15 protein-coding genes are annotated in these 23,434 nt (G+C 34.9%); 3 read left to right on the forward strand and 12 right to left on the reverse strand.

Going from position 1 to position 23,434, the window contains the following annotated elements:
* Positions 1–8: 8 nt before the first annotated feature.
* Positions 9–1,814, forward strand: a complete 1,806-nt coding sequence (gene edd, locus ACGH80_RS00465; RefSeq protein WP_411630376.1) for a phosphogluconate dehydratase — start codon at positions 9–11, stop codon at positions 1,812–1,814.
* Between the two features lie 131 nt (positions 1,815–1,945).
* On the opposite strand, the gene ACGH80_RS00470 is transcribed toward edd, so the two are convergent.
* Entirely contained in the window at positions 1,946–3,667 is a 1,722-nt protein-coding gene (locus tag ACGH80_RS00470; RefSeq protein WP_174798845.1) for a thiamine pyrophosphate-dependent enzyme, read from the reverse strand.
* A gap of 305 nt (positions 3,668–3,972) precedes the next feature.
* On the opposite strand from ACGH80_RS00470, the gene ACGH80_RS00475 reads away from it, so the two are divergent.
* Both ACGH80_RS00475 and ACGH80_RS00480 read left to right on the forward strand, forming a co-directional pair.
* The gene (locus tag ACGH80_RS00475; RefSeq protein WP_411630392.1) at positions 3,973–5,814 is read left to right on the forward strand and encodes an SLC13 family permease; all 1,842 of its coding nucleotides are present in this window, start codon (positions 3,973–3,975) and stop codon (positions 5,812–5,814) included.
* Positions 5,815–5,894: 80 nt separating this feature from the next.
* On the forward strand, positions 5,895–6,209 hold the full coding sequence (locus ACGH80_RS00480; protein WP_065609344.1) for a hypothetical protein: 315 nt from the start codon (positions 5,895–5,897) through the stop codon (positions 6,207–6,209).
* A 703-nt stretch (positions 6,210–6,912) separates the two neighbouring features.
* Here the strand turns inward: ACGH80_RS00480 and ACGH80_RS00485 are convergent.
* From ACGH80_RS00485 to ACGH80_RS00535, 11 genes are all read right to left on the reverse strand, one after another.
* A complete protein-coding gene (locus ACGH80_RS00485; protein ID WP_411630377.1) occupies positions 6,913–8,361 on the reverse strand; it encodes a VWA domain-containing protein in 1,449 nt (482 codons plus the stop codon).
* A 128-nt stretch (positions 8,362–8,489) separates the two neighbouring features.
* Entirely contained in the window at positions 8,490–9,857 is a 1,368-nt protein-coding gene (locus ACGH80_RS00490) for a VWA domain-containing protein (RefSeq protein ID WP_174798844.1), read from the reverse strand.
* A 65-nt stretch (positions 9,858–9,922) separates the two neighbouring features.
* Positions 9,923–10,405, reverse strand: coding sequence for a hypothetical protein (locus ACGH80_RS00495; RefSeq protein WP_174798843.1), 483 nt, complete (start codon positions 10,403–10,405; stop codon positions 9,923–9,925).
* Between the two features lie 2 nt (positions 10,406–10,407).
* Positions 10,408–11,100 (reverse strand): hypothetical protein, encoded by a 693-nt coding sequence (locus tag ACGH80_RS00500; RefSeq protein ID WP_296299834.1) that lies wholly within the window; start codon positions 11,098–11,100, stop codon positions 10,408–10,410.
* Positions 11,097–12,722 carry an SUMF1/EgtB/PvdO family nonheme iron enzyme gene (locus ACGH80_RS00505; RefSeq protein WP_411630378.1) on the reverse strand — a complete coding sequence of 542 codons (1,626 nt, stop codon included), beginning with the start codon at positions 12,720–12,722 and terminating at the stop codon, positions 11,097–11,099. The genes ACGH80_RS00500 and ACGH80_RS00505 overlap by 4 nt, the downstream gene beginning before the upstream one ends.
* Positions 12,679–13,902, reverse strand: coding sequence for an ABC transporter permease (locus ACGH80_RS00510; RefSeq protein WP_085164559.1), 1,224 nt, complete (start codon positions 13,900–13,902; stop codon positions 12,679–12,681). Before ACGH80_RS00510 ends, ACGH80_RS00505 begins: the two co-directional genes overlap by 44 nt.
* Before the next feature lie 3 nt (positions 13,903–13,905).
* Entirely contained in the window at positions 13,906–14,622 is a 717-nt protein-coding gene (locus ACGH80_RS00515; RefSeq protein WP_065625390.1) for an ABC transporter ATP-binding protein, read from the reverse strand.
* 19 nt (positions 14,623–14,641) lie between these two features.
* Positions 14,642–16,606 carry a vWA domain-containing protein gene (locus ACGH80_RS00520; protein WP_085164563.1) on the reverse strand — a complete coding sequence of 655 codons (1,965 nt, stop codon included), beginning with the start codon at positions 16,604–16,606 and terminating at the stop codon, positions 14,642–14,644.
* A gap of 12 nt (positions 16,607–16,618) precedes the next feature.
* Positions 16,619–17,623 (reverse strand): hypothetical protein, encoded by a 1,005-nt coding sequence (locus ACGH80_RS00525; RefSeq protein ID WP_085164565.1) that lies wholly within the window; start codon positions 17,621–17,623, stop codon positions 16,619–16,621.
* Positions 17,624–17,737: 114 nt separating this feature from the next.
* Complete coding sequence (locus ACGH80_RS00530; RefSeq protein WP_085164567.1) at positions 17,738–20,410, reverse strand: putative virulence factor; 2,673 nt, start codon at positions 20,408–20,410, stop codon at positions 17,738–17,740.
* Positions 20,407–23,433, reverse strand: a complete 3,027-nt coding sequence (locus ACGH80_RS00535; RefSeq protein ID WP_296301693.1) for a virulence factor SrfB — start codon at positions 23,431–23,433, stop codon at positions 20,407–20,409. The genes ACGH80_RS00530 and ACGH80_RS00535 overlap by 4 nt, the downstream gene beginning before the upstream one ends.
* Between the last annotated feature and the right edge of the window lies 1 nt (position 23,434).

Consider the following 23,434-nt stretch of genomic DNA (forward strand, 5'->3'; position numbering starts at 1 on the left):
AGGTCAATGTGAATCCGACTATTCAGGCTGTAACTCAACGTATTATTGAGCGTTCTAGGGCATCTCGTACCGCTTATCTGCAAAAAATAGAAAGAGCTATGCATAAAAAAGTAACTCGATCTAGTTTACCATGTAGTAATTTAGCCCATGGTTTTGCTGCTTGTTGTAGCGATGATAAAAGTGATCTAAAAAACATTTTAAAAAGTAACATAGGGATTATTAGTTCTTATAATGACATGTTATCAGCTCATAAACCGTATGAGTTTTATCCTGAACAAATTCGAAAAGCACTTCACGAAGTTGGCGCAGTTGGGCAAATGGCTGGTGGAGTACCTGCCATGTGCGACGGTGTAACTCAAGGCGAGCCTGGAATGGAGCTATCATTAATGAGCCGTGATGTGATTGCAATGTCGGTTGCTGTCGGGCTTTCACATAATATGTTTGATGGTGCTCTATATCTTGGAATATGCGATAAAATTGTACCAGGTCTATTTATTGGCGCATTAACGTTTGGTCACTTACCTGCTATTTTTGTACCTGCAGGACCAATGCCATCGGGCTTACCTAATAAAGAAAAGGTGCGTATCCGCCAGCTTTACTCAGAAGGTAAAGCTTCGCGTGAAGACTTACTTGAATCAGAATCGGCATCTTATCACACTAGTGGTACTTGTACTTTTTATGGTACCGCAAATAGTAACCAAATGGTTATTGAATTAATGGGACTACATTTGCCAGGGACGGCCTTTGTTCATCCTGAAACAGCATTACGTTATGAATTAACCAATGCTGCTGCTAAACAAATTACTCGCCTAACCAACCAATCAGGAAACTATATGCCTATTGGTAAAATGGTAGATGAAAAGGTGATTGTCAATGGTCTAGTTGCACTACTCGCAACTGGCGGTTCAACTAATTTAACAATGCATATTGTGGCGATGGCTAAAGCAGCAGGCATAATTATTAATTGGAATGATATTTCAGATCTATCAACAGCAGTACCACTACTTTGCCGAATTTACCCGAATGGTCCAGCCGATATAAACTATTTTCAAGCCGCTGGAGGGACATCTTTATTGGTTCGCGAATTATTATCGGGTGGTTTATTACATGAAGATGTTGAAACTGTAGTAGGGCGTGGACTTAGTCGTTATACTCAAGAACCTATTTTAGAAAATGGCAAACTTACTTTCCGTGAAGGTCCAACAAAATCATTAGATGACAGCGTCATTGCATCAATCAAAAGACCATTTAATTCTCATGGTGGATTAAAAGTGATGTCAGGAAATCTTGGTCGTGCAATTATGAAAACATCAGCCGTTGCACCTGAACATCAAATTATTGAAGCACCAGCAGTCATCTTTAATAGCCAATATGATTTAGATGCCGAATATAAAGCAGGCAAACTAGATAAAGACTGCGTAGTTGTTGTCCGTTATCAAGGCCCAAAAGCAATTGGCATGCCAGAATTGCATAAACTAATAACACCGCTAGGTGTTCTGCAAGATAAAGGTTATAAAGTTGCGCTATTAACTGATGGTCGATTATCGGGGGCTTCGGGTAAAGTACCTGCCGCAATTCATGTCACCCCCGAAGCTTATGATGGCGGTTTACTCAGTAAAGTTCAAGAAGGCGACATGATCCGTGTTAATGGTCAAACTGGCGAAATAACATTATTAGTAGACGAAGCAGAATTAGCCAAACGTAAACCTTATCCTTTCGACTTAGCGGATTCACATCTTGGTTATGGGCGTGAACTATTTACCGTTATCCGAGAAAATTTAACTTCTGCAGAAGAAGGCGCCGTTAGTTTTTAATTCATTTATTCTGCCGCAAATCAGCGGCAGATCCCCCCAAATTATACTGAAACACCCCTATTTCCTGAAACTTTTTAACAAAAACTCTCTGTAAACTTGTCATTTAAAATAAATATAAAAAATAATATAAACTATTTCTTGATAAAATTATCCACCAATAGATTTACTACATCGCCCATTTTCCCTTGCAAAGAAGCTTTTACACTGTAAAGCGCCATTCCCATAACCTGCGATGCTTGAATTTCAGGCGGCATAACTAATTCATTAGAGCTGGTTTTAACATCTAATAATGCAGGACCTTGATGCGATAAAAATGATTGCATTGCTTCATCAAGAGAATCAGAGTTATCAACTCTTATCGCAAATAATCCCATCGAATCGGCAACTTTTGCAAAATTAGGATTCTGTAAATCGGTATAGTGATCAACTAAACCTTCTGATTTCTGTTCCAATTCAACAAAATTAAGTGAACTATTATTAAGCACAATAATTTTAATTGGCAAATTTTCTTGAATTGTAGTTAACAAATCGCCTAATAACATACTAATACCACCATCACCTGATAAAGTAATAACCTGACGATTAGGAAATGCTTTTTGCACGCCTAACGCTTGCGGCATTGCATTTGCCATTGTGCCATGTTTCAAACTAATGACAGTACGTCTTTTCCCATTAGTATTAAAATGCCTACAAGCCCAAACCATAGCAGAGCCAACATCAGCACAAAGCACAGCGTCTTGTGTCGCATATTTATCAACAAGCTCGGTTAAATATTGAGGATGAATCATTGTTTGAGATGGTACAGCTTTCTTATTCAATTTATCCATTGCTTTTATATACAATTGGCGACATTTTTCTAAAAACTTAGAATCTTGTTTTTCATCAACTAAAGGAATTAAAGCGGCTAACGTTGGCTTACTACTACCAACAACCCCCACACTCACTGGATGACGCCGCCCAAGATGAGTGGCATCAATATCAACTTGAATAATAATCGCTTTATCAGGATAAAATTGTGACCACGCAAAATCAGCACCTAACATAATTAACACATCACACTCTTTAATCGCTGTTGTTCCTGACTCCATACCAAACATACCAGTCATACCAACGTTATAAGGATTATCATACTCAACAAAATCTTTACCCCTCGATGTATGCACAATAGGTGATTTTAATTTTTCAGCAAAGGCAATAAGCTCATCGTGAGCCTCACACACTCCTTGCCCAGCGAAGATAGCTATTTTATGATTATTATTAAGTATTTCTGCGATTTGATTCAATTCTTCATTTGACGGGCGAATAATAGGTTTAGGATGATAAATTTTATGCCCACTATTATCTTCAACCTTAATTAAACTAATATTATAAGGTACCACTAAAACAGCTACACCTCGTTGATTAATTGCAGCTTGAACTGCTGCGGTTGTTATTTGTCTTGCTTGGGTTGGATCATTGATTTGCTGACAAAATACAGAACAATTTTTATAAATAGATTCAAAGTCAACTTCTTGCGGAAAATCGGTACCTTGTTGCGAAGTCACCAATTGGCTTGCCAATAAAACAACAGGTACTTTATTACGGTGTGCTTCATAAATACCGTTAATAAAATGCAAACTTCCTGGACCACAAGATCCAGCACAAGCTGTAATTTGGTCTGTTAAATAAGCTTCTGCCCCTGCGGCAAAAGCACCGACTTCCTCATGACGAACATGTACCCATTCAATATTACTTTTTTTAATAGAAGAAGTAATATGATTCAAAGTATCCCCAACAATACCATAACAATGCTTAACACCTGCTTCAGACAAAACATCAACTATAATTTGTGCAACAGATTTTTTTGATGACATATTCTCTCCTAAAGAGTTAACGATTAAATAGGTTTAGTTGCTTAAATTACACCTACTTTTCAATAATGCGAATAGGTCATAAAGAAAATAGCAAAAAATGTTAAAAAACGAAAAATAACGTAAAAAAAATTAACGATAAAGTAATTATAGCCATATAAACTTTATTTAGAGATATTCCCTATTACAATAAATCAAGGTATTATGTACAAAATGTAATCTGTATCATAGAGCTACTTTTTGTGGAACATTTGTCATCTGAGGATGGTTTAGTATCATCAATCGCTAAATTCTTACCTAATTATTTTATTGAATATTACCCACTTATTACTGTCTGCATATTATTATTAATAGCAATTTTAATGTTTTCGTTCAGCAAATTAAGAATGGACATTATTGCATTGCTCACAATAACGGCAATCACCATCACAGGCGTATTAACACCAGCTGAAGCCCTCGCTGGATTTAGCGATCCTAATATTATCTTAATTGCCCTTCTATTTATTATTGGTGAAAGCTTGGTTAGAACAGGTATTTCATACAAAATGAGCGAATACATATTAAAAGTCGCAGGCAAAAACGATATTCGCATTATCACCTGCATTATGTTAGGCGTTGCTTTGCTTGGCTCAGTGATGAGCTCAACTGGCGTAGTTGCAATTTTTATACCCGTTGCCATTAGCATTGCTAACCATACTGGTATTCATGTAAAAAAATTAATGATGCCACTTTGTATTGCGGCATTAATAAGTGGCATGATGACACTGGTTGCCACCGCTCCAAACCTTGTTGTAAACAGTGAATTAAACCGTGCCGCTTTGACTGAATTCAGTTTTTTCTCGATCACCCCAATTGGTATTGGTGTTTTAATTGTCGGGGTTATATATTGCATATTAACACGCAATTGGTTACTCACAGCAGAACAAGTTACCCCAACTAATACCCAACCACAAAGACGAAAAATCACCGATTTAATTCGAGACTATAAATTAATTGGCCGAGCCCATCGAGCACAAATACTAGCTGGCTCACCTTTTGTTGGGCGCACAATTGATGGCTTACATTTGCGTAGTGAACATGGTGTAAATGTTATTGGTATTGAACGTTGGCGCAAATTCCACAAAGTACTAATCCCCGTTAATGGCTCAACCGAATTTCGTGAAAATGATATTTTATTACTCGATATGTCACACTCCGAAGCCGATTATCGAACCTTTTTAAACACCAACAACCTTGAACCGAAAGTATTACGAGGTGAATATTTTTCAGAACAGGTTAAACAAGTCGGCATGGCCGAAGTTGCCCTGCTCCCAGAATCGACACTGTGTGGAAAAACACTTAATGAAATTGATTTTAGAGGAAAATATTTCCTGACTGTAATTGGTATTTGGCGTAATCATGCACCAGTTGAAACAAACAACTTATTCCAAGAACGTTTAGAAATGAGTGATACATTACTAGTTTGTGGTGACTGGGGTTCGATCCAAAAACTACAAACTCGAACCAATGACTTTGTTGTATTAGACTTTCCGGCCGATATCGACGACATTGCACCAGCAAGCTCACAAGCACCAGCGGCTTTAATTAATCTCGCCATTATGATTATTTTAATGGTGACAGGTGTTGTGCCTAATGTGGTTGCGGCATTAGTCGCCTGCTTACTGATGGGAGCAACACGATGCATTGACATGGCTAATGCCTATAAATCCATACATTGGCCAACCTTAATTCTAATTATAGGTATGATGCCTTTTGCACTAGCACTCAACAAAACGGGGGGGATTTCGCTCATATCAGCTTGGCTTGAAGTCCACTTACGCTCTTTCGGCCCATACATGGTGCTAACATTTGTTTTCTTATTATGCTCAACAATTGGATTATTTATATCCAATACTGCAACAGCCATTTTAATTGCGCCAATCGCTATTGATTTAGGACTAAAATTTGGTTACTCACCTTATCCATTTGCCATGACGGTGGCAATTGCCACATCAGCGTCATTTATTACGCCCGTATCCTCACCGATTAAAACCATGGTAGTAGCACCGGGAGGATACAGCTTTAGCGATTTTGTCAAAATTGGCGTACCGTTAACTTTTTTAGTAATGGCGGTGGATATTGCTTTAGTACCGGTGTTTTTTCCGTTTTAAAGCCTAACTATGGTAATGATTGAAAATAATACTAATATAAAAGCATATTTTATTAAATTGAGAAATAGGAGAATTTAAAAATGATGAATTTTTTACAAACCATTATGGGACTTGCAGTTTTTGCTGCATTAATTATCGGACTGTTGACTTTCTTAGGCATATTTATTCTATTGCTATGTTACACAATTATAAAGCAAGTAAAATCAGATAAAAAAAGTGATAAAATAAGTGATGAAATATTAATACAACACTATAATATGTTTAAAAAATACAAAGATAGTGTTGCTCTTGCAGTTTTGTGCTACGGCATTCTTTATATGTATGGCATGAAATTAAATCAAAAAGCTTTTGATGCTTATAAACAATGTATGATTAAACGTAATTTACCTTTATAATTTTTACTCACCAATTTAAACATAGTAATGGCAACAACAAAATAATCCACCAAACCTCCTGTTTTGCGTGCTGCTCTTACTTATAATTGTCATTACATTCTGACACCATAAAGAAGATTCCCATATTTACTTTACGGTGTTGTGAGCGTTTATTTTGATTTAAAACCATCAAGATATAGAATTTGATTGTATTGGAATTTTTGTTTTGCTTTTTTAAATTGAATATGTTGGTTACAGCGTGCTAAGATTTTGTTTGGTGTAGTGGTTTTAGACGTTTTAGCCTTTTGGTGGAATAAATAACAATAGTGGCAAGCAAGCTATGCGAATTGCCAGATCCCATTTAACAATCTCATTCTTAGCTGTACAGAATAAAGCCTACTTATATTTACTCATATTATCCTGATACTCGCCTTTTCGAGATCATCTTCACTTTGCTCAAATATTCAAATTTGTTACAGAAAATATATCCGCCAGCGCTCAGTTTTAACTCATCCTCTATAATTCGTTCTTGACTAGCGCAGCCAAACATTCCTGTTGGCTTGGCCTTATGGAATTTCGCATAAAATTCGCCAAATCGGACGTTAGTACGAATGTTATTTATTCTATAAAAAAGTCTGAAACATTGTCGAGCTCAAATAACTGTATAGCTGTATAATTGAATTAAAAAAACTCAATAAAATTATTTAATATAATTTTTTATTATTTATTGGCACACAGGCCTATCAATTTTCAAATTTGAAACCGCTTTATTCATTTGTTTAATCATATCTTTAGGGCTTTGAGCAATATAAACTTTTCCACCTGTTGCATTAGCAATACAGTCAATTTTGTGTTCACCAGCAATATCCACAATATTAATCTTTAATCGTGGTTTTTGTGCAGCTATATAATTTGCTAATGTACAAATATTTTTCCTTGTACAATTATCTTCACCATCGCTAATAATAAGAATATAATCATCACGATTTATGCCATCAAGCATTTTACTCGCTTTTTCTAAACCATTATATAAAGGTGTTCCACCTCCTCCGGCTGCAGTCGGTGTTAAGTTTCTAATTCTATGCTTTAGTGATGGGCGATTTTTGTAATTATAAAACGGCGAAACTTCTGCTGCTGGGCAATTAGTCAACGTTACCAGTGAAATACCAATATTTGGTTGTATCTTATCAATACTCGATGTAGCCACACTCTTACTACTTGATAAACGAGTTGGTAAACGGGTCATACGCTTTTCGTATTTGATTCTTTCTTCTTCTGACATATTACTACCATACGTCAAATATCGAAAATATTGTTCAACCGCTGATGGTGATTCATTTAATGTTACTGTCATTGATAATGAATTATCAAACACTATTGCCATTTTAGATGGATTAGGATCTTTATTCATCTCTTCTTTGGTTATACAGTTCGGTGGATTTTTTACCTTTGGCTTTAACGGTGGCTGAGGTATCGGTTCAGGTTTAGGCTCTGATGTTGCAATTGGCGTAGATTCTTCAGGCACGGTATCTTTTGGCTCAGTAACAGGCTCAGACGCCGGTTTAGGTTCAGGCTTCTTCACTATAACAGCCGGCGCAACAATAGCTATAGGATCGGGAACAACTGTTTTTTGTTTACCAAAAGGGCAAAATAAATACCACAGAATACCAAGCAAACCAACAAGCAATAAGGCTAATAGTAAAAAATGCCACCAACGCCAAAATGGTTTTAGTGGAATAACTGGAGCTACTACAGGTAAAACTGGTTCTTCAAAGGTATTAATAATAACGGGCTCATCATTAATAACATAAATTAGGTTACCTAAACTTTTAATTCTTGGAAGCCATGCTGAAACTAAATTTCGCTCTCCATCGTTTAATGGCATTAGTTTAATAGCATTTTCAATATCATTAATACGTGTTTGTAATGTCTTGGCTATTTTGTTTCTATGCGATTCATCGACAAGACTATCAAGTAATATAGGTTGCCCTTCAAGATTAGTGTACCATCCAATATATTCATTGTTATCAATCAATTTTGGTATTGCTAAAACCGAAAAAGTACGATCAGTTAAATGTGATTTTAATAATAATATTAAGGAATTATATTGTTCTAATAGAGAAATTTTCTCTAGATTATTATAATCAAAGACTATCCGCGTTATTCGTTGCATTATTGATTTAATTCCTTACATTCTCATATTATTACTCTAAATAATGTGCTAAATCTAACTTTTATAGATAAAAATATAAAAAACGATACATTCGAGCTATGTAATTGTATCGTTTTATTTAAAATTGATTATTCACATATAGGTTTACTAATATTCATACTCGAAATAGCTTTATCCATTTGGTTAATTATCTGTTTTGGACTTTGAGCTATATAAACCTTACCTCCAGTTTTGTTTGCTACACAGTCAATTTTATGCTGCCCAGCGATATCAACAATATTTATTTTTAAACGAGGTTGTTGAGTGGCAATTTTGTTCGCTAAAGCACAAATATTAGCTTTGGTACAGTTATCTTCACCATCACTAATAACTAATATGTAATCATCACGGTTTACACCATCAAGCATTTTACTTGCTTGTTTTATACCACTATATAAAGGTGTTGCGCTTTTATTTTCTAATGGTTGTAACCTATTTATTTTATTTTTTAACTTGCTTCTATTTTCATAATGATAAAATGGAGTAGTTTGTGCAACAGGACAAGCAGATAGAGTTACTAGCGCAATATTAACGTCAGCTTGTATTTTATCAATGCTCGACAATGCTACTTTTTTACTTGTTGATAACCGATTTGGTAAGCGAGTCATTCGTTTTTCATATTCATCAATTTCTTGTTGTGTCATTGAATAAAAATCAGCATGCAAGTATTGATTAATGGATGCCTGAGTTTCCATTAAAGTCAATGACATCGATGCTGAATTGTCAAATATCATAACCATTTTTGGTGTGTCTGTATTATTCGCAATTTCTTCACGAGTAATACAACTTTTAGGTGCTGGTATCGGTTCAGGCTCCGATTTTACAACAGGTTGTTGCTCTTCTTTTGGTGGGTCTGATTTCTTTTCTTCAACTGGCTGAGTAATTACAGGCTTTGTATCAGGAATCGTAGGCTTTGCTTTTCCATATGGGCAAAATAAGTACCAAATAATACCAAGCAAAGAAAGTAATAATAGGGCCAGAAGTAAAAAATGCCACCAACGCCAAAATGATTTTGGAAGAATAACTGGTGCTGGAGCAGGTAAAACAGGGTCTTCAAAGGTATTAACAATAACCGGCTCATCATTAATAACATAAATATGATTGCCTAAACTTTTAATTCTAGGTAACCATGATGAAATGAATGCCTGCTGCTCAGCTGTTATGGGTATTATCTTAACAGTTGTTTCGATATCGTTAATACGATATTGTAGCGTTTTTTCTATCTTAGCTTTAAGTGATTGATCACTAATTTCGTTCAATAAAACAGGTTGTCCTTCTAACTCGGTATACCAACCAATATATTGATTATCGTCAATCAATCTTGCTATTGCTAAGATAGAAAAAGTACGATCAGTTAAATACGGTTTTAGCAATGCTAACAATGAATTATATTGATCTAATAAAGATATTTTTTCAGAATTATTACGATCACACATAACTCTTGTTATTCGCTGCATTGCCTATTTATTCCCTTTTATTTAACTTCAGTTTTTGTTTGAATATTGATTAAACCAGAATATATTTATATATTCAGTGCTTTTTGCAATTGTTGAAGTTTTTTATTTAACTTTTCTAACTCAACTTGTTTTTCAAGTTCAGAACTACCTGAATTGTTAACTTTTTTCAGTTGCTGTTCTATATCTCTGACTTGAGCCTGTAGATCGTCACGGCCTTGGGCTTTTTGTTTAACCTCATCAGTTAGTTTAGTTAAATCAGTTTTTAATTTTTGCTGCTGTGCCTGTTTTTGTTTAATGCTTAATGAAGTGTCATTTTTTTGTTTTTCAATTACGGCATAAATTTCTTTAAACTGCTGATTAGCTCTTACTTCATTCTCTAGAATTTGCTTTTTTTGATCAATTCTAGCTTGGTAATTCCCTGAATAATTACAGCTGATTTTGTCCATAATACCAATGTTAGTATTAGTTGGATCACACTGTTCGGGCGTTGTTGAACAACCAACTAAAAAAATAAACGGGCTGAGTAATAGAAGATATTTTTTTTTCATAATTAGCTAACCTTAACCGCTGAACGTTGTTTTGTAACAAGATTAATTTGATTTTCAAGTACTGAAATTTGTTTATGTAATTGGCTTATTTGTTTATCAAGTTTTGATACATTCATACCTGATTGTCGTTCTTGAGATGATATTGAAATCCAATCATTTTCAACGCCTCTCATGCGTTGTAATTTATCTTGTAAATAAGCAATATTAGCATCAATTTGAACTAAATCTTTTTGAGCCTGTTTTTTATTTAAGGTTTCTTTTTTAATTTGATTATTTAATACATTAAGTGTCGCTAAATTCTTATCTAATACAGCTTTAGCTGTTTCAGTTACAGCTTGTACTTCGTAAGTGTTTTGTTGAATATCTTGGATGTAAACATCGAGGCGCATTTCAGCATCCGCATATTCTGCTCGTTTGTTGTCAAGATAATAGTTTGCTCCCATCATAACACCACAACCTACGGCTGCAGACGCAATACATACGCCTGTTTTTCCTCCTGCTAGCATACAGCCAATACCGCCCAAACCAGCACCAATAGCACAGGATTGCCACGCTGATTTACTAAAAAATTTAGCTGTATTACTTTTGGCCAATGCAGGATCGACATTTCTGGAGCTCACTCCGCCAGAACCTTGGCATCCTGTTAGAATAAGCGATACACACAAAGCAAGTGTTAGGATAATTTTATTCATCATTTATTTCCTTTTATTTCGGTACATGTTTGTAGCCAAATCGTTCGTTCGATTTTTCCAGATTCAATATATTGATTAATATGTTTGAAGTAAAGTTTTAAATAATCACTCATATTAGCTTTGCCACTATTTTCTAAAATAAATTGAGTTGATTTGGCTTGATCATTAATCGTATTTTTTTCGTAATTTGACGCAGTATTAACTATTGTGTCGGAATAATATTTCAATATAAAATCCCGTGCACTTTTAGATTCATCAACAACTTTTTTTAAATTATCTAGCTTCGCTTTTGAGCACATATTGTCATCTTCCAATGCGTCTGTTTCTTTTGGATCACAAACCTCATTGGTCATTGTTTTATATAAATTGTCATTATACTCAAATTTGCTGTTTAAATCTGAAACATTAGCGCACAAAAATGCGCCTAGCTGTAATGCCGATTGAATGGAACGATCCCGTTGTTCATCTCGAGCTTGATTAGCACTTCTTAAAAGCGTATTTAGTTTATTTAATTCTTTTTTTGTTTTTTCATCTTCAACTTGTTTGGTGATTTTTTCAAGCTCATTAACGACATTACCATTTTTTGTACTGTCTGTTTCGTTACCTAACTGACTCCATTCTTTATCTAACTCTCTGATTTTGTCATTCGAATTCATCACTTCGGTTGTATAAACTAAACGAAATCCAACATCTTTACTTTTATACGCACCTTTATCATCATAAAAAGGTTTTTCGGTACGAAAAGCACTGGTAGTTGATGATTCTGGTGTTAAATAACTCCCACCACGGACAATCACTCCACCTTGTTGACCATGGTAGCGATCTAGTTTATTCATTCGAAACGAATCAAACATCATTTCGCTTGCATTACCTAAAATATCATAAAGATCTAGCGGGTTAGGTTCTAACCTACCAATCAGTTGTAATTTACCATTAGCAGATTTTGCGCCAGAAAACCATGCATAGCTTTCGAGATTACCTTTCATCGGAAATAGGGATTCACGAAACTCCGATTCTGTCACTTTTGACCCACCGCGAGCGGCATACTCCCATTCGGTATTATTAGGTAAACGAACATAACCATTAGGTAAATTACTTGATTTTATTTTTGATTGGTTTTCAATTAACCAACGATTATATTTATCCGTAAAGGCGATGACATCAAACCAGCTAATATCAGTAATGGGAAAAGAAAGATTTACTTTAGGAGTTGGACAAGTCTCGTTCATTACTGATTGATATTGCAATGCGGTAATCTCATATTTACCTATCAGGTAATACCGTTCTTTACCTGCATCAGAAAAACTACCAGCAATATAATTAGGTGTTGCATACTCGGCAAAACCGAGTTCTTTTTGGTTACTACCTAAAATGATTTTAATATCATCTAACGGTTTATTGGTCGGGGTAAAAACCTTTTTCATCACTAAACTGCCATCACATGGCATAGGTAAAATCACGTCATCTTTTGTTGGTTTGGGATTATAAAATTTACTATCCCAAGGTTGAGCAAAACTTAATGATGGATGTAGATTAATTGCAGCCAATCCCCAACAAGCTAGTCGGACGTATCGAGTACAATTATGCTTCACGTAAGCTTTCTGCTGGTTGAATTTTGATAGCACGTCGCCCTCCTATAAGCACAATGCCTGCAGCAATAAATAAAGTGAGTAAAAAGGCTATGATAAGATGATAAAATTGTAATTGACTTACAACAGATTGTGAAACCAAATTTTTACCTAAAACTAAATTAAACGCATAATTACCTATTACAAAAAGAGTACAAGAGGCAACAAAAGCCAAACAGCTTAAAATCATAGCTTGGTTTATTAAATAAAGCATAATACCTTTAGAGCGAAAACCGATTAATCGCATAAAGGCAATATCTTTACGTTTGCGTTCAATATTTGATAAAAATGATCCTATAAATGATAAAACACACCCTAAAATCGCTGTAATTGCAATAACGCTAAAAATAAAATTAAGTACTCTATTAATCGCTTGCATGTTTTCAATTGCGTTAGCCTGTGTACGCGTTTCAATGTGTTTTTCTCTTAATTTAAATGCTAGTGGTGATACATTATCAAGTGAGTCTGCATAAATACGAGCTCGTGCGAACGAGGTATGTTCAGGTGGATTTAATTGTCCTGTTGAGGTTGGAAAAATGTCACTTTGATAACCATCATAATAATTTTCCATATCAATAAGTAATTCTAAAGTAACAAAAACCGCGGCACGGCTATAACGGTTTTCGGGAATAATGCCAACCACATCTAATTCAGTCATGCCTTTTTCTAGTTTTCCATCAAGCTGCCTAGTAATTACCATTTTGACTCGACTTCCTACTGTTACTTGCATTTTTTCGGCTGATAATGAACTTAATAAAATTTGTTTTTTATTATTAAGTAATGGCAAGTTTTTTGTTATTGGATCATCTTTGGCTGTAGGTATAATTTCGGCATTATTAACAAAATGGCTAGCATCTTTCATTAAATCAGCTTGCGTATTTAATGAACGAGTTAATGGAATAACAAAAGCTGTTTCTGGCTGTTTCTTTATCCACTCAAACACTTCATCTTTTAGTTGTAAATTACCAACTATTTTTACTTCTAAATTTTGCGGGTCATTAAGCAATTGCTCTCGAAGTTGAGAAACCACACCATATTTTAAACTAAATAGCAATAATAGCGGTGTAATTACTGATATTACTGAGGCAATAATACAAAATGAAACTTTTTTGTCATACCATAAGTCAGCTACAGACAAACGAGTTATAAGTAACCATTTTGATATTGCTTTAGTCATCTTTTATGCCTTATCTTGTAATGGTAGAAATTCCGAAGATTGTGAGGAGGTTAATTTAGCCGATAAAGTAAATAATCCTTTGTTAGCTATACGCTGCAGGTCATGTGTTACAATCATGGCAGCTATATTATCCTGCTGAGCTTGTTCTATAATTAAATCAAAAAGTAAATTTGCATTATAGGGATCCAATGCCGAAGTCGGCTCATCGGCAAGTAATAACGCAGGTTTATGAATAATAGAGCGAATAAAGGAAGCTCGTTGCCTTTCACCAATTGATAACTGTTTAGGATATTTATTTAGTAAATGAATAATGTTGAGTTTTTGCACTAAATAATCAAAGCGATCATTATCCACTTTTTTCTGTAATAGCTTTAACGATAATAAAATGTTGTCACGAACCGTTAAAAATGGCAGTAATCCACCTGTTTGTAACATAAAACCTAAATACTTAGCACGAACATCTGCCAATTGATCTATTTTATCTTGTTTGATGAGTGTTGCAATATCAATATCACAACTATCTATAGCCAGATTATAACAGCCAATTTCGTCTGGTTTTAGAATCATCCCCACCATTTCAAGTAAAGTACTTTTACCTGCACCACTGTCGCCCTGAATAACGACCACCTCACCAGCTTTTACAGTTAGCTTTGGTAGGCAAACACTAAAAAAGGATTTGCCTGTTGAGCGTGAAATTGCAATTTGATTGATGGTTAACATATTTTCTAACAACACAACTTTATGGCAACATTTCTAATGGTATAGGATACACATTCTCACGCGGATCGCTACCTTCAGCTAATGAAATCCAACGATCTACATCTGCATTACATTTTTGATAATAGCGAATTTTACTATTTAAATTACGAATAAATTTTTCTTGTTCAAGCCCACTCATACTTTTCCATGTATCTTGATCAAGCCCCGTTACATCGCTCTTATAAGGGATATTATCTAAATATTCACCAAGTAAACCCAAATCTGCAATTTTTGTGACAGAATCTGATTTTAATTTACTTGGATCTTGCCCCATTGCGGCAGCAACAGAGCGAAGTTGCGAAAACATATCATCGGCAGAAATCAATCCATCATTAGCTGCATTTGCAATTTTGCTAACAACATCACTCAGATCACTCAGTTGTGATTTTGTTAATAATATACGTGGCTCTGCTGTTGGTATAGTTGGTTTAACAAAATCTTTATCGGCAATCCAAGCCTTAAAAACTGACGGTGCTTTAGTACCTTTTACATCCCCTAAATAAGCAAGTTGCATTGCCTTACTTAATAACAATGCATCTTTTAACATATCAGAGTTATCATCTTTTGCATTTAGAGCATTACCAACAGAAGCTTCACCTTTATATGCTAGTTTGACTTGTTCAGATAGTGCTTGCGCTAATAAATCTACTTTTTTACCAAATTCATTAACATCACCAGCATTAACTGGGTAATAAAGTGATTTATGAATGAAATCGTTATAAGTTAAGTCTGAATATTGTGCTGCCGCTACTTGGTGATCTTTTGCACCACTTGGCGTTTTTAAATGTAGTGCATAAATGGCAACTCCTTTATGCTGAGCTTCAAGCCTTAATTGCGCTGCATCCATGCCAGTACTAGAAAGCTTATCATCCCCCGGAATCGCACTAGCATCTGTTATTAAAATCATATAACGTGCGCCAAAACTATTCCAATTAATATCATTTAATGCTTGAGCAATGCCCGCATAAGAATCTTCCGCAAAATACGAGGTAGAAACAGAAGCTTGTTTAAGTGAAGCACTTAACTTTTTAAAGTCTTCTTTATCCTTAACTTTATTTGGGTCGGCAAAAATCTTGGTAACAAATTCGAGCTTATCCGATGCTTTTAAGCTTGAGCGGAATGATATCAATCCGAATTTTACTTGTTCTTGTAGCTTTTCTTTTTCAATATGCTGATAAACTCGCGTTACCGCTTCTTTAGTTCTTGAAATATAAGGATCCATAGAAATAGTTGAATCAATAACAAACACAATAGCGGCTTTAAAAGGTACTACTTGATTTGCACTATCATCAGCAGTTTGAGCAGTGTTTTGCTTTGGGTTATTTTTTATCAATGATTCTTGTTTACTTACTGATGCGACCTCTAGCACTCGCTCATAAAACCCTCGCCCATTCATTACTTCTTCACCTTGCAAAATAGGTAATAAATAGAAATTACTTTTAAAATCTACAAACTCTTTAGGTTCTTGAGCAAGCACTTCTGGAGCTGCTTTATTCGCTTTTAGAGCTTCACGAATAGGTTTTAATAAAGTTTCAGGTTTATCGGCATCAACAATCGCAGTCAATGCAGCCTTATCCTTGAAAAATAGCAAAGGATCACGATCAACTGGATTAGTAAAAACTAATGTCATTTGCATATTCCAAGCAATAGTACATGAATCATTAATCCAACCAATAGTTTTTCCATAAGAATCTGGTCCTACATTAAGCCATTGCTGATTATTCTGATTTTTGCGCTCATAAACATAATAACGTGAAAATGCAGGTAAAGATTTACCAGTAGGATCAGCAATATTACTTTTTAATTCGCATGTTGGCGTACTTAGTACACGCTGATATAGCGTTTTTTTACCTACCTGCTTAAGCGGCTCTGCGGCAAAACCAATTAATGGTAAACATGTTAAACCTATTGTGGAAATCAGTTTTGAGATAGCTAGTTTATTCATTCTTGCTCCTCACTATTTTTGTAATTGGGTTAAACGATCTTTAACGAATGTATTCTTTGGATCGTTAGTCAAAGATGTTTCATACCAATAAATAGCCGTTTCTTTATCAGCTTCAAAACAATTATTCACTTCATAAAATTTTTCGTCATACTCTTTTGCATATAGCATAGCAATGTTAGCATTTGTTTGTGCTTGATTTGCATATAAACGCTGAGCTATATTACATTTTCCTGCTTTTTTAGCTTCAGTAATTATCTGAATAATTGCTCCCGTTTCAGGTTTAGTCTGTAAACATTGTTGAATAAATGTTAAATCATCAGTAGAAATGTTGCTTAAACTACATTGTTCACTAACTTCCACTGTGGGAGTAGGTTGTAATTGTTTTTGGAAAAATAAAAAATACCACGCCGCAAGACCTAGTCCAATTAGTATCATACATCCAACAACAATAGAAACAATTAGCCCTAGGCGACTTTTTGATTTAACTGGTTCCTCAGGAGTTATTCCAGATTCTGACTCCGTTTCAATAGGTTCGACTAATGTTTCCTTTTGAGAGGTAATATTAGATTCTTCAATTAATGGCGGTTCATCTTCAACAATAGGATCATTAACTGGCTCAGGATGTTCTATAACTTGTTCTTCATTAGATAAAGTTGTTTGTGCGTTTAATGCTGTTGAGGCAAAAACAGTTTCTGCAATACTAACAACACCACCATCAACATAACTTTGATTTTGCTTATCACGAATTTGTATAAGAAATCGGAGCTGACTTTCTTGTGTCACCAAAGAGTCGACCAACCATTCACCAACGTATCCCGTTAATTTTTCATTTTCAACTGACATATTTTCAAGAGTATGCCAATTTTTTTCGGGGTTCCATTGATTCAAACCAGATAAGTAATAGCCATCCTGATTGCGTTGTACAAGTATATCAATTTGAGAACTACCACTCCATTTTTGAGCTAAAAACTTCGCAATACCGGGTTTATAACTATCTAATTCAATTCTTAATGCCATGATATCCTCTATTTTTATACTCAAATACGCGAGTATTATTCATCCGATCTATTGAATAGGGAAACATTTTCAACTCAAATAAGACTTCCCTATTACTCTATTTTTTATTTAATTTTAATTAATCTGCGATTGTTTGAAAAAATTAAGAATTTCACCCAATCGGCTATTTTGTTCTTGACTAATTTCTCGTCCTGCATGGTGCCCCACATTTTCTTGCGCAAGCATTGCAAATGCAACAAACCAATCAAATATCGCATACTGGGAATAATTTTTAGTTTTATCGTCCAGTTTCGGTAATGAATGTGATGATTGAACATTCAATTCACTTAGCGGTGAAGAAAATATCGGTTTCCCCTGATTAACTTTACTCATTGGTATATCACCTCCCTGCCCTTGAATAAAACCAAGCCATGCAATAAAATCGGCTAGTAAAGTGTGAATAGTACTAATTTGTCTAGATTCTAGATCATCACGCTTACTACCAGTATTTTCGTTATTCAAAATATGCTCGGTTAAACTTGCTTCGAGTTTCATTCGATTAGCTGCAGTAATAAGTTCTTCTACAATAAAAGAGAGTGATTTTTGATTGATACCAAAAAACTGTAAAATATGCTTATCTAATACAATATTCCTTAAATGCTCTAACCATGCCGAAAAAACAGTTTTGGCAAACTTTGATTCGGTTGGTAATGTGGCAACTTGTTTAGTGGTCAATGGTGAATTCTCATCAGAAAATAACTCGAAATCAGCATTTAAACCAAAATCATTCGATAAATTATCTAACAAATTATCATTGCTATCTTGCTGTGTTTCATTTTCTATTGTATTGGAATGATAAAGTGCTCTAATTGTTTGATCTGGTAATTCAAACACTTTAAGTAGTTCACCTAATAATAGTGCTTTACTTTGCAATTCTTTAACTGCATCAGCAATTACTTGCTTTTTCTTAACTAGCTCTTCATCACTATCCGCTTGATACCAAGTATCAAAACGCATATTAATAATGTAATCAATTTTCTCATTAAGTTGTTCAACAATACGTTGTTGTTTTACTTCCGTAATGGCAACTTGCTCCAAGTATTGGCTAATTCGGCCTATACCGCCATCATTAAGTTTTAACATGGCATCCCATGCTTCTTCTGGCTGGAACACATATTCTTTAATATCACTATTTTGCACAAATGTATTTTTTAATACATTCATTTTATCTTGATAATTTTCTCTATAATCAATCTCTTGGCTAGTGCTCGGTTCGACATTTAAAAATGGCACATCAAATCCTGGTTTTCGAACTAGAAAAATATTATTAAATTTGTGATTGTTCGACCAATTACTTAACCAATCATAACTACCAAAACGTTCTAAGATAGTTTGTTGTAACAAACCTCCTTTACCCCAGCTATTTTTTAAATTATCTTCAGATAGTGTTAATGATGTGCCAATGCGTTTATCAAACATGGTTATTGCCCATAATAATCCCGGCTTTTTAGTAGCTCTTTTTTCAGCTGTTTCACCTTGGGTTTTATCAATCCAGCGCTCAAGTACTGGACCTACATCATTAACATCAGATTGTTTATCTGATGGTGTACAAACAACTAGCACATTCATTTCCTGGCTGTCAGTATATTTTTCAAAAAGATAAGCAACTTTACCACGCAATAAAAGCTGAGCAATTGGATTACCTTCTTTAACATCAGAAATCGATATTAAGTTTAGACGGCCTCGGTATCCAGGAAAATCAAGTAAATCTACATTTTCAAATGTTGGTACTCTGGTTTTATTGACTAATGGAAAAATTAATTCGGCAGTTAAAAAAGCCAATTGAGCTAAAGATATAGTTGTTGGTGCGCCATTTAATGGCGTTATAGTGACAGATGAATCTTTGTCGGTATTTAATCGCTCAAGAATATCAACATTCATAATACTGTCAATTTGTGACTTAGTACCGTTATTATCTTTGATTAAGACAGAAAGCGGCGCATATACCGTTTCAGCATGACTAAAACTTGATAAGGTCGTCGCTAGTTGGGTATAGATTGTGGTGAGTTCAGAAATACCACCCCATAAAACAGAAATCAGTTCACCACGATCAGATACAGGCAAATAAGGAAGAAGGTGCGTTGCTTTTTCCCAATATCCCCCTTTCAAACCTTCAAGCGAGTTACCGAAGTTCTCAGATAAATAATCATAAAGATCAACAACATCATCTTCAATAATACCGCCAACATAGCTTATTTGTTTTTTATTTTCTAACCGTTGAATCAACTGATTTAGCTGTGAAAACTCAATTTTATTGGATACTTTTTGTTGGTCAAAATCTTTAAAATAGGCATTTATTAAGATTTTTACAATTTCTATCTCTTTAAATAATTTTAATTCTAACGGATAGTTAGCTATACCACCTTTAGCAATACGGCTAAAACGAGTAACAAGACCTGTCGCTTCTTTACCACTACCTACAGGGTTTACATGATCAATAAAGTCTAAAACTTCGTTATCAACAACCGTTTCAAGCTTACCATTTTCACCCGCAGCTAGCGCTGAAATAAGGTACGATTTACCTGCCTGTGATAATCCAAAAAAACCAACTGCAACAGACTTAGTTGATACATCACCCAATCGTTTTGCACTATTACGTAAACGACGTAAATCTAAAATTAAATTATCTGCTTCACTATCTAAACGTTTAGATGAATGGCGTGTTTGATCTACCCACTCAATGGCCTTTGCTGATGCTTGATAGACCTGTTCCCAAGATTTAGGAAGTTGTTCATTTAAGTTTTTCATCGTTTTATCATTCCACTATCAAGCCAATATTGCGTACTTATTAAACCAGAGTTAACCATTGTATTTAAACTTAGTTTAATATCCTGATTTTTATTGCAGGCTCGCCCATCAGAGGCTTTTACATCCTTAATATAAAAATTTTCGACCGTTTTTTGTTTGTTTTTTATGCCGAGAGTAACTTCTAATACGACGCCTTCAGCACTTAATCGCTTGGCCACTTCACTATTTTCAATTGTTAAAATATAAATAGGCGATGCTGGCCACCTTTCAACTTCGAGTTGCCTAAAACCAAGTCTTGTGGTGCCTCTAATTTCAAATGAGAGATCAGGGAAATCATAATCAGGATTATCTAAGTCAATATCTTGATAATAAACATTTTCTTTTTTAATCATATTAAGATTATCTAAAAGTCCAATGTATTTAACTGTTGAATATAAATCCATATTAGAAGATCTAAAATAGAAATTAGGTAATCGTAAATTTTTACTTAAAAAACAAAGCATAGCACCCACAGCAGCCGTTGTTTTAGGATCATCAATGCGTTCTTGTTTATGGAAAGGATACCAACCACCAGTATGATAACCATGTAAGGGCAAAATTCGCCCTGCAGGCATAGATAAGCGTGATCGGAAATAACTTTGAATTCCCGGTAATCGAGAAGGGCGACCAGTTAATAAAAGAACATCACACTGATAACAACTAATAATTTCGGATAATGCATCAAACGTTTTACAGATGTTGTAATAATCACCACGAATAAACAAATAATGTATACGTTTAAGGTTAATATCGATACTTAAATCAAGTACCGAAAACTCAGGGTTATTTAATGCGCGCCTAATAGGTTCATTTATAAAATTAAGCACATTGTCAGTCATAGTATTATGTTGTAATAATTCGCCAAAGGTAGAACGATAATCATGTTGCTCTGAATGTAATGGATCATAAAGTTCATACGCTTTTAATATTTGTAATCCAACCGGTGTAAATAACTGTAAAGTGAGTTGTTGGCGCAATACCGCATCTTGGATAGATAGTTGTTGTGAACCAATAATAGTAGATAAAATTGGGTTTGGATCTGCAATTCCAGCTTGTTTTAGACCATTTGTTAAAGCGGTTAGAACGGTATCTTGAATGATATCAAGTAAAATATCATCACCTGCAACTTTGAATCCATCACGAAAACGTTGCGTTGGTACAATATAAGCATTACTACTGTTGGTTTGACCACTTACACCATAATCTAATTGGTAATCGTTAATCACTAAATCTGTTGTGCCGCCACCAATATCAACTGTTGCAATAGTTAGTTTCTGTTTATTAGCTTTACCTGGACGTACCATTGAAGCAATAAATTCTTCACTGCGCCCATTATAATTATTTTGTGTCTCGTTAAAGAGGTAAACCACTTGCCCGCAAGTCGCCTCGTCCCATTGAATATACACTTCAGGGATATTTGGCCATACACTTTTTAGTTGTTCTGGATTATTAAAATCAATATTTTTATCTGAACTATCCCAACCTAGGCTTTTCCAAACCAAACCTATTGCTTGATATACGCAACTTTTAAATATTGCTTGTTCGGGTTTTGGCATGGCTGGCGGAATAGTTAAAATAATAGATCGTAAATTACGTGGCGTTTTAGCATGCTCAAGTTTATTACGCTGAGCAACACTATTCATTTGCATTAATGCATGCATTAATACTTCACATAACATAAAAGTCATCAAAGAACTGCGTGAGTATTTTGGGTGGAAAACTGGCATTTTACGGTCATACTCTTCTTCAATATCATTACTTAAAATATGTAATGCTTCACCGTATTCATTAATTAAGCTTGAAAAAGGTTCTGCTGTTGCAAATGGTTCATGATCACTTTTTACATAATGAGAATTAAAACGCCAACCTTGTTCGTATTTATCTTGATCCCATAAATAGCGTTTAGGGCTTGAAAGACCCGTTGCACCTTCATTGCCCTCTCGCCGACTTGCAAGCCGACTTGCCTCTTGGCCAACACGGACAATACTTGGCCATCGGAATGTATCTCGTCGACCGCTTTGTAATGAAAAATGTTCTTTACCGAAAAAAGTTTGGGCAAATTCTACTCGGCTTTCAAACGGTTCATTGTAAATATGCTCTGGTTGGGTTAAGTCTCGAATTTCAAGCTCATAACGATGATTTAAACTATCTTTATCTTGGGCATGATCTTCAATTAAAATGCCACAAGTGCGTGAATTACCCACATCTAAAATCATATCAACAGGAATTGATTTAACAACATCATCTTTATTGTTTGACACAATTTTAATTGTTGGTAATTGCAAGGAGTCGGCAAGTAAGTGAATGATATTTAGGTAATGCGCATAATAAGATTTATTTTTAATCTCTTTATTAATATCATCTTTATGTATCTTTAAACGTTCAGGTTGTGGCGCGAGTTCTTGAAAGAGATCAATTAACCAACTGGTTATCCATTTGAGTTCTAAATACCATGAAACGTGATCTGAGCGATGTGCTAAACTAAATACTGCACCAGTCATCACATCGTTTTCGGTTGGCGCAAGATAAGCAACATCTTGTAAGTTAGCAAATACTTTTGTATCAAAAGCAAAAGTGATTCGATGTGTATTACCATCAGGATCTTCACCTTCAGGAATACTAACGATTCGAACTCGGCTCCAGTTATGTGGCCCTTTATCAAAACGATTTGAAGGTATTGAACGTAACATAGGAACTGGTAACCAAATGCCATCGTATAGTTTTAAGGACTGTTCAACACTAATTTCCTGTGTTGGATTAACAGCAAATGTGGGATTATCTGGTGTAAAAAATTGACCACTTTCCACATCTTCAACCAACCTAATTAGCGCACCACTCTCAGAGGGATCAATAAAGCACCCATTAACTTTACTGCGCCATTCATTATTTTTCCAATCGATTTTAAGTGCAAAGTCAAGAAACTGAATACCGCTATTCATAATAAGTGTCACTTCTTGACCATAATTGCGTAATTCTGGAAGCATA

It is taken from the genome of Gilliamella sp. BG1, assembly GCF_046635625.1.
Classification (GTDB): Bacteria; Pseudomonadota; Gammaproteobacteria; order Enterobacterales; family Orbaceae; genus Gilliamella; species Gilliamella bombi.

Excerpts from the sequence above, each read along its gene's own strand:
- ACGH80_RS00470 (WP_174798845.1), bottom strand. The coding sequence starts at position 3,667 with ATGTCATCAAAAAAATCTGTTGCACAAATTATAGTTGATGTTTTGTCT.
- ACGH80_RS00480 (WP_065609344.1), top strand. The coding sequence starts at position 5,895 with ATGATGAATTTTTTACAAACCATTATGGGACTTGCAGTTTTTGCTGCA.
- ACGH80_RS00520 (WP_085164563.1), bottom strand. The coding sequence starts at position 16,606 with ATGAATAAACTAGCTATCTCAAAACTGATTTCCACAATAGGTTTAACA.
- ACGH80_RS00500 (WP_296299834.1), bottom strand. The coding sequence starts at position 11,100 with ATGATGAATAAAATTATCCTAACACTTGCTTTGTGTGTATCGCTTATT.
- ACGH80_RS00510 (WP_085164559.1), bottom strand. The coding sequence starts at position 13,902 with ATGACTAAAGCAATATCAAAATGGTTACTTATAACTCGTTTGTCTGTA.
- ACGH80_RS00515 (WP_065625390.1), bottom strand. The coding sequence starts at position 14,622 with ATGTTAACCATCAATCAAATTGCAATTTCACGCTCAACAGGCAAATCC.
- ACGH80_RS00485 (WP_411630377.1), bottom strand. The coding sequence starts at position 8,361 with ATGCAACGAATAACGCGGATAGTCTTTGATTATAATAATCTAGAGAAA.
- ACGH80_RS00525 (WP_085164565.1), bottom strand. The coding sequence starts at position 17,623 with ATGGCATTAAGAATTGAATTAGATAGTTATAAACCCGGTATTGCGAAG.
- ACGH80_RS00495 (WP_174798843.1), bottom strand. The coding sequence starts at position 10,405 with ATGAAAAAAAAATATCTTCTATTACTCAGCCCGTTTATTTTTTTAGTT.
- ACGH80_RS00530 (WP_085164567.1), bottom strand. The coding sequence starts at position 20,410 with ATGAAAAACTTAAATGAACAACTTCCTAAATCTTGGGAACAGGTCTAT.
- ACGH80_RS00535 (WP_296301693.1), bottom strand. The coding sequence starts at position 23,433 with ATGCTTCCAGAATTACGCAATTATGGTCAAGAAGTGACACTTATTATG.
- ACGH80_RS00490 (WP_174798844.1), bottom strand. The coding sequence starts at position 9,857 with ATGCAGCGAATAACAAGAGTTATGTGTGATCGTAATAATTCTGAAAAA.